The sequence below is a fragment of the Mesorhizobium sp. P2_B5 genome, from assembly GCF_056404775.1.
This window is the reverse complement of sequence record NZ_JBFUDJ010000016.1, coordinates 106746-116422: the sequence shown is the minus strand read 5'-3', so window position 1 is coordinate 116422 and position 9677 is coordinate 106746. Positions and strand designations below refer to the sequence as shown.

At 62.1% G+C, this 9677-nt stretch carries 10 protein-coding genes and 1 pseudogene; 7 read left to right on the top strand and 4 right to left on the bottom strand.

The window, feature by feature from the left end:
* From AC1D1N_RS30565 to AC1D1N_RS30550, 4 genes and pseudogenes are all read right to left on the bottom strand, one after another.
* A pseudogene (locus tag AC1D1N_RS30565) lies at positions 1-186 on the bottom strand (IS5/IS1182 family transposase); the annotation flags it as partial.
* 132 nt (positions 187-318) lie between these two features.
* Entirely contained in the window at positions 319-735 is a 417-nt protein-coding gene (locus AC1D1N_RS30560) for a cupin domain-containing protein (RefSeq protein ID WP_436261456.1), read from the bottom strand.
* Positions 736-738: 3 nt separating this feature from the next.
* Positions 739-1593 carry a phosphoenolpyruvate hydrolase family protein gene (locus tag AC1D1N_RS30555; RefSeq protein ID WP_436261455.1) on the bottom strand — a complete coding sequence of 285 codons (855 nt, stop codon included), beginning with the start codon at positions 1591-1593 and terminating at the stop codon, positions 739-741.
* Between the two features lie 10 nt (positions 1594-1603).
* Positions 1604-2800 (bottom strand): Tm-1-like ATP-binding domain-containing protein, encoded by a 1197-nt coding sequence (locus AC1D1N_RS30550; protein WP_477352980.1) that lies wholly within the window; start codon positions 2798-2800, stop codon positions 1604-1606.
* Between the two features lie 114 nt (positions 2801-2914).
* Between AC1D1N_RS30550 and AC1D1N_RS30545 the strand changes: the two genes are divergently transcribed.
* From AC1D1N_RS30545 to AC1D1N_RS30515, 7 genes are all read left to right on the top strand, one after another.
* Positions 2915-3598, top strand: a complete 684-nt coding sequence (locus AC1D1N_RS30545) for a TetR/AcrR family transcriptional regulator (protein WP_352561835.1) — start codon at positions 2915-2917, stop codon at positions 3596-3598.
* A 360-nt stretch (positions 3599-3958) separates the two neighbouring features.
* Positions 3959-5275, top strand: a complete 1317-nt coding sequence (locus AC1D1N_RS30540; RefSeq protein WP_112562848.1) for an extracellular solute-binding protein — start codon at positions 3959-3961, stop codon at positions 5273-5275.
* Positions 5276-5345: 70 nt separating this feature from the next.
* Positions 5346-6251, top strand: coding sequence for a carbohydrate ABC transporter permease (locus AC1D1N_RS30535; RefSeq protein WP_112562846.1), 906 nt, complete (start codon positions 5346-5348; stop codon positions 6249-6251).
* A 1-nt stretch (position 6252) separates the two neighbouring features.
* Positions 6253-7212, top strand: a complete 960-nt coding sequence (locus AC1D1N_RS30530; RefSeq protein WP_112562844.1) for a carbohydrate ABC transporter permease — start codon at positions 6253-6255, stop codon at positions 7210-7212.
* A complete protein-coding gene (locus AC1D1N_RS30525) occupies positions 7209-7430 on the top strand; it encodes a hypothetical protein (RefSeq protein WP_112396023.1) in 222 nt (73 codons plus the stop codon). Before AC1D1N_RS30530 ends, AC1D1N_RS30525 begins: the two co-directional genes overlap by 4 nt.
* Positions 7427-8530 carry an ABC transporter ATP-binding protein gene (locus AC1D1N_RS30520; RefSeq protein ID WP_477352976.1) on the top strand — a complete coding sequence of 368 codons (1104 nt, stop codon included), beginning with the start codon at positions 7427-7429 and terminating at the stop codon, positions 8528-8530. Before AC1D1N_RS30525 ends, AC1D1N_RS30520 begins: the two co-directional genes overlap by 4 nt.
* Entirely contained in the window at positions 8530-9633 is a 1104-nt protein-coding gene (locus AC1D1N_RS30515) for an ABC transporter ATP-binding protein (protein WP_436261448.1), read from the top strand. The genes AC1D1N_RS30520 and AC1D1N_RS30515 overlap by 1 nt, the downstream gene beginning before the upstream one ends.
* The last annotated feature ends 44 nt before the right edge of the window (positions 9634-9677 follow it).

Sequence of the window (9677 nt, the reverse complement as noted above, 5' to 3'; positions counted from 1 at the left end):
GAACAGCACCAGTGGCGGCCAGGCTGCCCGACCCGGCCCGCCATCGCGCAGCCGGTTAAGCAGCTTCTCGAACCGGTACCACTTCACCAGCCCCGACAGGCGGTCGAGCGGCGAAGAACCGCCCGCAAGCTTGTCGCCCAGAAATGCCTCCACCAAGCTCAACTGACCCGTCCGCTTAACTGCCATTGTGACTCTCCCGGCCTTTCGCCTTCAGAGAATCACAACCAGCCAATTACGCAACAGGCCCCAACGGGGAGAAGGTGGCCGCGAAGCGGCCGGATGAGGGGGCCTCCCGCAAGCGGAGGGACGGCAGGAAGATCACTGCCCCGCCGGGATCAGCCTGAAATCCGGCAGCTCCCGCAGCACCAGTTCCGGCCCGGCCGGCGAGTAAACGACGAAGAGCTGCATCGGTCCGTCACCCGTATTCAGCGTCGAATGGAACCGGCTTTCCGGCACATAGATGGTGCAGCCGGGCCCGACTTTCGCCACCAGCGGGTTGCCGTTGTCGTCCTCGACCATCTGCTCGCCATTGCCTGAGATGACGAAGATGATCTCTTCCGCGCCGGGATGATTGTGGCGGGTGTGGCCCTTGCCTGAGGGCAGGTCGACGACGCCGCCGGAAAAGCGCGTCGCGCCATTCACTTCCGGAGCGACCGTCAGCGCCAGCTTGCCCCAGTCGAAGCCGAAGGCGCTGACGTCCTTCGGGTAGACAAACACCTTGCTCTTGTCGGTCATCTCTCATCCCTCCTTTTTCTTCTGGTCGTGCAGCGTGACGGCTTTGAAATCCGCCGTCTGCCTGGCGATCGCGGCTTCGGCCGGCAGCCGTTCCATCGAGCTTGCGCCATAGAAGCCGTGCAGGCCCTTGCAGCGATCGAGAATGTAGCGGGCGTCGTCCGGCATCGAGATCGGTCCGCCGTGGCAAAGCAGGATGACATCCTTGCGCACCGAGCGGGCGGCATTGGCGATGGCGTCGATCTGGACCACGCAGTCGTCCAGCGACTTCGCCGACGTCGCGCCGATCGAGCCGCCGGTCGTCACCCCCATATGGGCGACGATGATGTCGGCTCCGGCTCGTGCCATGGCGCGAGCCTCGTCCGGGTTGAAGACATAGGGCGTGGTCAACAGGTCGAGCTTGTGCGCCTCGGCGATCATGTCGACCTCGAGCCCGAAGCCCATGCCGGTTTCTTCAAAACTTTGCCGCATGCTGCCGTCGAACAGGCCGATCGTTGGAAAATTCTGCACGCCGGAAAAGCCCATCGTCTTCAGCTCGGTGAGAAGCAGCGGCATGATGACGAAGGGATCGGTGCCGTTGACGCCGGCTAGAACCGGCGTCTTCTTCACCACCGGCAGCACCTCATAAGCCATTTCCTTGACGATCTCGTTGGCATTGCCATAGGCGAGCAGGCCGGCGGCCGAGCCGCGTCCGGCCATGCGGTAGCGGCCGGAATTGTAGATGATGATCAGGTCGATGCCGCCGGCTTCCTCGGCCTTGGCCGAGAGGCCGGTGCCGGCGCCGCCGCCGACGATCGGCACGCCGTCGGCGATCATCGCCTTAAACTTCTTCAGTATGTCCTTGCGCGGTATGGCGGCCATGTCTGGGCTCTCACTGTCTGGCGATGTCGAGGAAGGCCGCGGTTGCGACCCTGGCAAATTGTGGATCGTTGATGTGCAGCGGCAGCCGCGTGACGCGGCGCGTGGCATTCGGCTGGATGGTTCGCTCGATGGCGTCGAACAGGATGGCGTCAGCTTGCGGATCGAAGAAGGCGCCGCCCTCGATGTCGAGCGCCGATACGCCTTTTTCCGGGATCAGGAAATGCACCGGTCCCTCGCAGCGGCTCAGCTTCTCGCCGATCCATTCGCCGATGCTGCGGCATTCGTCGGCTGTCGTGCGCATCAGCGTGACGTTGGGATTGTGCTCGTAAAACAGCCGGCCGCGATATTTCTCGGGAATGGTCGGTGGCGCCCAGAAATTGACCATGTCGAGCGCGCCGACAGAACCGACATAGGGGAGCTTGGTACGAGCAATGCCGCCGAAGCGATCTTCCGTCGCCGGCAACACGCCGCCGAACAGCAGGTCGCAGACCTCCGTCGTGGTGATGTCGATGACGCCGGCGAGCAGGCCACTGTCGGCGAGCTTCTCCATCGAGCGGCCACCGGTGCCGGTGGCGTGGAAGACCATGCAGTCGTAGTTTGCCCGGAGCTGGGCGGCGATGGCCGTCACGCAAGGGGTGGTGACGCCGAACATGGTCAGCCCGAGCGCCGGTTTGCCGGTTGCAGCCGRCGCGGGTTTCGACGCCATGCCCGCGATGGCCTGCGCCGCATTGTGCAACACCGTGCGGGAGAGCCGGTTCAGTCCCGCCATATCGGTCACCGAGGGCATCATGATGATGTCGGAGACGTCGACATAGGGCGCTGTGTCGCCGGAGGCGAGTGTCGAGACCATGATCTTCGGGACGCCCAGCGACAGCGCGCGCATGCCTGAGGTGACAATCGAGGTACCGCCGCCGCCACCGATGCCGATAATGCCGGCTACGTCGTCGCGGGACTGGATGAAGCTGGTGAAGGCAGCGCCCATTCCGGCCACCGCCGTACCGCGGTCGTCGATGCCGAGCACGGCGCTAGCTCCGCCCGGGTGATGCGCGGCGACCTCGCTGGCTGGAATATCGACCGGCACGGTGGCGCCGCGCGTGCCGATGTCGACGCGGGCTACCGAACTGCCGGTGGCGGCAATCGTATCGGCCAGGAAGGCAAGTTCTTCGCCCTTGGTGTCGGCTGTGCCCACCACATAGATGCGTTTCATCGCGTTCTCCCGTCGCCGGCTGACCCCGCGTTGAGCCGCCCGCCGCTCACTTGCCCGGCCCCCTCGTTGAACGAAGGCCATTGCAATTTTTTGAGACGCGCGTATCGTATTGACATGGATGTCTCACGTCAACAAGCTGCAGCAGGCGACGACGCCAAAGAGGCTGCCGAACGCGGCCCGCGCGCCCGCACGAGGCGGCTGATGCTGGAGACGGCGACGCGGCTGATGCAGGCGGGGGTTACTCCGTCGGTGAGCGAAGTCGCGGAAGCGGCTGAAGTCTCGCGCGCCACCGCTTATCGCTATTTCCCGAGCCAGGCAGCCCTGGTGCATGCCGTGGTCGACGAGGGGCTCGGGCCGATCCTAACCTGGCAATCGGCTTCGAAAGATCCGCAACGCCGCGTCGCCGAATTGTTCGACACGGCCATGCCGCGTATCGAGGCTTTCGAGGCAACCTTCAAGGCGGCGCTGAAACTGTCGCTCGACCAGTGGGCGCAGCGCCAGGCGGGCACGCTGGGAGGCGAGCCGCAGTTCACACGCGGTCATCGCGTCCAACTGCTGAAGGATGCAATTGCGCCGCTCAAGGGGCAGCTGCCGCCGCGCGAATTCAAGCGCCTAGCGCAGGCGCTGTCGATGATGTTCGGCGTCGAAGTGCTGATCGTGCTGAAGGACATATGGGGGCTCGACAGCCGCGGGATGCGGTCGGTCGCGCAATGGGCGGCAGGCGTGTTGGTGCGCGCCGCGATGGCGGAAGCAGTACTCGAAGGAGAAGGGCTCGCACCGGTGGCAGCCGCAAAATAACGCCAATCTGGTTCGACCAGATTTACGTGATGGCCATTGATACTAATAGGAGCGCTGAGGCCCAAACAAGCCCTGTTCATATCAAGGAGTAGGAAAATTCAGATAAAACAGGCAGATACGCCGAGAATCGGCTTGCCGAGCCGGTAGCCGGCGCCCAAGAAAGAGCTTGACGCGTATCTGGAATTGGTAATACCAGATTAGGACTGACACGGCGGATCGAAATGTGAGGGCTGCGATCCGTTCCCGGGCAAGCGAGGAGGCTTGAACCGGAACGGTGCCATCACAGGAAGAACTACCAGGGCCGGCCTCGTAGCCGGCTCGCATGACAAGGGTAGAATGCGCACAAGGGAGGAAACTATTATGCGAAAGACAATGACCAGCATGCTTGCTGGTATCGGCTTAGTGCTCGCATGCGGAACGTCCGCTTACGCCCAGGGCAAGGAACTCACCATATTCTGGGCGGAATGGGATCCGGCGAACTATCTGCAGGAACTCGTCAATCTTTACGAGGCCGAGAGCGGCGTGAAGGTCACGGTCGAAACCACGCCTTGGTCCGACTTCCAGACAAAGGCATTCACCGAGTTCAACGCCAAGGGCAGTGCCTATGACATGGTCGTCGGCGACTCGCAGTGGATCGGCGCTGCATCCGAAGCCGGGCACTATGTCGACCTCACCGACTTCTTCAACAAGCACAATCTGAAGGAGGTAATGGCGCCGGCGACTGTCAAGTACTACGCCGAATATCCTTCGGCCTCTGGCAAGTACTGGTCGATCCCGGCCGAGGGTGACGCAGTCGGCTGGTCCTATCGCAAGGACTGGTTCGAGGATCCCAAGGAAAAGGAGGCCTTCAAGGCCAAGTATGGCTACGATCTCGACGTGCCGAAGGATTTCAAGGCGCTGCGCGACATTGCCGAATTCTTCCACCGTCCCGACCAGAAGCGCTACGGCGTCGCCATCTACACCGACAACTCATATGATGCCCTGGTGATGGGCGTCGAGAACGCCATCTTCTCCTACGGCGGCGAACTTGGCGACTATGCCACTTACAAGGTCGACGGGATCATCAACTCCGAGCAGAACATCAAGGCGCTCGAGGCCTACAAGGAACTCTATTCCTTCACCCCTCCGGGTTGGGCCAAGAGCTTCTTCATCGAGGACAACCAGGCGATCACCGAGAACCTGGCGGCGATGAGCATGAACTACTTCGCCTTCTTCCCGGCGCTCATCAACGAAGCCTCGAACCCGAATGCCAAGAACACCGGCTTCTTCGCCAATCCTCCCGGCCCGAACGGCGACCAGTTCGCCGCGCTCGGCGGCCAGGGCATCTCCGTCATTTCCTATTCCCAGAATAAGGAAGAGGCGATGAAGTTCCTGGAATGGTTCATCAAGGACGAGACGCAGAAGAAGTGGGCGGAACTCGGTGGATACACGGCAAGCGCCAAGGTGCTCGAGTCGCCTGAATTCCAGAATGCCACGCCGTACAACAAGGCTTTCTACGAAACCATGTTCAAGGTGAAGGACTTCTGGGCAACGCCGGAATATGCCGAGCTGCTCATCCAGATGAACCAACGCGTCTATCCGTACATCACCGGCAACCAGGGCACAGCCAAGGAAGTGCTCGATTCGCTCGCCGCGGACTGGAACGCGACGTTCAAGAAATACAACCGCGTGAAGTGAACGGTACTAACGGTCGGAAGGGGTGGGAGCCCACCCCTTCCGTTTTCTTTTCCAAAGGAAGGAACTGGCTTTGGCCACTGCAGTCATGACCACGCTGGATCCCAACTCGCGCTCCGCCGCCCGCGGCATGAGCGACCTCACGATCCGAAATCTCTTCATTATTCCGACGATCGTTTTCCTGATCGTCTTCAACATCTTTCCACTGCTCTATTCGCTCGGCTATTCGTTCACCGACTTTCGCGCGTCGAGCCCGGCGCCGGCTAATTTCGTTGGACTGCAGAATTACCGCGAACTGCTCAACGACCCATTCATCTGGTCGAATTTCGCCATCACCGCCAAATATGTCATCGTCTCCGTGGTCGGCCAGGTCATCGTCGGCTTTGGCGTGGCGTTGCTGCTCAACCGCGATATCCCGCTCAAGGGCCTGCTGACGACACTGCTGCTATTGCCGATGATGCTGTCGATGGCCGTCGTCGGTCTGTTCTGGAAACTGCTCTATGATCCATCATGGGGTGTCATCAACTATGCACTCGGCCTCGGCAATTTCGAGTGGCTGTCCAACCCTGACATGGCGCTCTACGCGGTTGCCATCACCGACATCTGGATGTGGTCGCCCTTCGTCATGCTGCTGTCGCTTGCCGGCCTGTCGGCAGTGCCGAAGCACCTCTACGAGGCGGCGGCGATTGACCGCGCCGGCTCGTTCTATACGTTCTTTCGCATTACGCTGCCGCTGGTCGCGCCGATTCTGATGATCGCGATCATCTTTCGCACCATGGAGGCGTTCAAGACCTTCGATCTCGCCTACATCCTGACCAGCCAGCCAACCACCGAGGTGATCTCGATTCGGCTCTACAAGATGGCGTTCCAGGAATGGCAGACCGGGCGCTCCTGCGCGCTCGCCTACATCGTGCTGATCATGGTGCTGGCTATCACCAACATCTACGTCAAATACCTCAACAAGGTGAAGGAGCGCTGAGATGGCCGCCGTCCGCACTTCTTCCGAAATCGGGTTCAATCGCGTCGCCATCGTCGCCGTCCTGCTGGTGACGATCATCTTCCTCGCGCCGATCTACTGGATTGCCTCGACGGCGTTCAAGCCGCGCAACCTAGCCACCACGATCCCGCCGACGGTGGTGTTCCAGCCGGAGATATCGCCCTTCGTCAAGCTGTTCACCAAGCGCTCGCAACTGCGCAGCGCGCCGACGCCGGAAGAGTATGCGGCAGCGCCCTGGTGGGAGCGCGTCGTCTTCGACGGCGGTGAAAAGATCGTGCGCGACGGCAAGGGCCAGGTGCAATGGTCCGGCTATCCGAGTCGCTTCATGAACTCGCTGATCGTGGCCATAACGTCGACAGTGCTGGCAGTCGGCATGGGCACCTTCACCGCCTACGGCTTCTCGCGCTTCAGGGTGAAGGGAGAGGCGGACCTGCTCTTCTTCATCCTGTCAACGCGCATGCTGCCGCCGGTGGTGGTCGCGATCCCGATGTTCCTGATGTACCGGGCCGTCGGCCTCAACGACACGCACTGGGGCCTGATCATCCTCTACACCGCCTTCAACCTCAGCTTCTCTGTATGGCTTATGAAGGGGTTCATGGACGAAATTCCGAAGGAGTACGAGGAGGCAGCGTTGGTCGACGGCTACACGCGCATGGAGGCGTTCTTCAAGATCGTGCTGCCCGAGGCAGCCACAGGCATCGCCGCCACCGCTGTGTTCTGCTTCATCACGGCGTGGAACGAATATGCCTTCGCGCTGATCATGACCAACCGCCGCGCGCAGACGGCGCCGCCCTTCATCCCCAGCCAGGTCGGTTCCGGCCTGCCGGACTGGACGGTCATTGCCGCCGGAACCTTCCTGTTCTTGCTGCCGGTTGCCATTTTCACCTTCCTGCTGCGTAACCACCTTCTGCGCGGCATGTCCTTCGGAGCGATCCGCAAATGAGCTTTCGAGCCATCAACCAGAAATATCTCGAACCCGGCTCGCAGATCCTGATGGTGCTCGGCATCATCGCGCTCTGCCAACCATGGAACCTGCTGCTGCACCGCTACGGCGTGACCATCATCCTGATCGGCCTGATCGGCTTCAACATCACGTCGAAGATCGCACCGGAGGAGAAGGCCGGCACCGGACAAACGGGAAATCCGGGGGCGCAGCATTGACCCAGATCGAGCTTCGCGGCGTCCAGAAATATTTCGGCGCCGTCCAGGTCATCAAGGACCTCAACTTAAAAATATCAGACAACGAATTCATCGTGTTGCTCGGCCAGTCCGGCTGCGGCAAGACGACGACGTTGCGCGCCATTGCCGGGCTGGAGACGATCGACGAGGGCGATATCCTCATCGACGGCAAGCCGGTCCAGCATCTGAAGGCGGCCGACCGCGACATCGCCATGGTGTTCCAGTCATTCTCGCTCTATCCGCATATGAGCGTCTACGAGAACATTGCCTTCCCCTTGCGCGCCACCCGCAAGAGCAAGGCCGAGATCGACAGCGAGGTTCGCTCCGTTGCCAAGACGCTGCAGATCACCGACCTCCTGGCCAAGAAGCCGTCGGCGCTGTCGGGCGGCGACATGCAGCGCGTCGCCATCGGCCGGGCGCTGGTGCGACGCCCGAAGGCGATGCTGATGGACGAGCCGATCGGTGCGCTCGACGCCAAACTGCGCGAGGAGATGCGGGCCGAGATCAAGCGGCTGCACATCAAGCAGGGCTCGACCACCATCTATGTCACGCACGACCAGATCGAGGCGATGAGCCTCGCCGACCGCATCGTCATCATGCATGAAGGCGTGCTGCAGCAGGTCGGCTCGCCGGACGAGGTCTATTCGCACCCGGCCAATCTGTTCGTCGCGCAGTTCGTCGGCAGCCCGGTGATGAATGTCGCCGATGCGTCGGTCGCAGAAACAGCGTCCTCGGCCTCGGTCACCGTCGGTGGTGCTGCCGCCGGTTTCGAATTCCCGCGGGCGCTTCTGTCCAAGCTCAACGGCCATGCCGGCGGCCAGCTGGCGCTCGGCATCCGGCCCGAAGGCGTGCTGGTGCGCCATGAAGCGGCGGAAGGTTTTCTGCAGGTCGAGACGCAGATCGTCGAGCCGCTCGGCTCCTTCGACATTGTCGACCTCAAGGTCGGCACCAAGATGCTGCGCGCCCGCACCAAGAGCGGCTTTGTCGGTGGCCCCGGCGAAAAGGTCTTCGCGAGGATCGATCCGACGCAGGCGCATTTCTTCGACACGGCAAGCGGCAAGTCGCTTGGGGTGAGGCTCTGATGGCGCATATCCAGCTCAAGAACATTTCCAAGAGCTTCGGCAACCACACGGCGCTGACCGGGCTCAATCTCGAGATCGCCGATGGCGAGTTCTTCGTGCTGCTCGGCGAGACGGGAGCTGGCAAGACGACGACGCTGCGCATGGTCGCCGGCCTCGAAAAGCCGACGGAAGGCCAGGTGTTCATCGACGGCGTCGATGTCGCCGACTGGGGTGCGGCCGAGCGCGACGTGGCACTGGTGCTGCAGCAATATTCGCTCTATCCGCGCTATACGGTGCGCGAGAACCTGGAATTCCCGCTGAAGCCGAAGATCCGCCGGCTGCCCGACGCCGAGATCAAGGATCGCGTTGCGCGGGCCGCCAAGACACTGCGGATCGAACATCTGCTCGACCGCAAGACCGATCGCCTTTCGGGCGGCGAGATGCAGCGCGTCTCGATCGGCCGCGCCATCGTGCGCAAGCCGCGCGTGTTCCTGATGGACGAGCCGCTGTCGGCGCTCGACGCCAAGCTGCGCGAGGCGCTACGGACGGAGCTGAAGAACCTGCAGATACAGCTCGGCGCCACCTTCCTGTTCGTCACCCACGACCAGATCGAGGCGATGTCGATGGGCGACAAGGTCGGCGTCTTGAACCACGGCCGTATCGTCCAGACCGGAACGCCGCACGAGATCTACAACAATCCGCGCGATACCTATGTGGCGAGCTTCGTCGGCTCGCCGCCGATGAACCTCATCGACGGCAGGCTGGTCAACAATCGCGCGGTGATGGCGCCGATGAATTTCGAGCTGCCGCTTTCAGGGGGAGCCAAAGCTTTAGGGGGAGCCAAGACGGGCGCGGCGACGGAAGGGCGCCCACTCGTCTTCGGCATCCGTCCGGAGGATGTCTATCTCGAAAGCGGCGCGCCGGTCGAGGCACGCGTCCATGACGTCGAGAACCATGGCGTGGAAAAGATCCTGACGCTCAGGGTCGGCGACACGATGCTGCGCGCCACCGTGCCGGCGCGAACCGATGTGGCGATCGAGCAATCGGTGCGCTTCGCCTGGAATGCGGACAAGGTCGTGTTGTTCGACAAGGGCAGCGGCGTGAGCTTGCGGCACGCCAGCTAGGCTCTCCTGCAGACTTAAGCCGGCGCCAATCCTCTGGCGAAAAT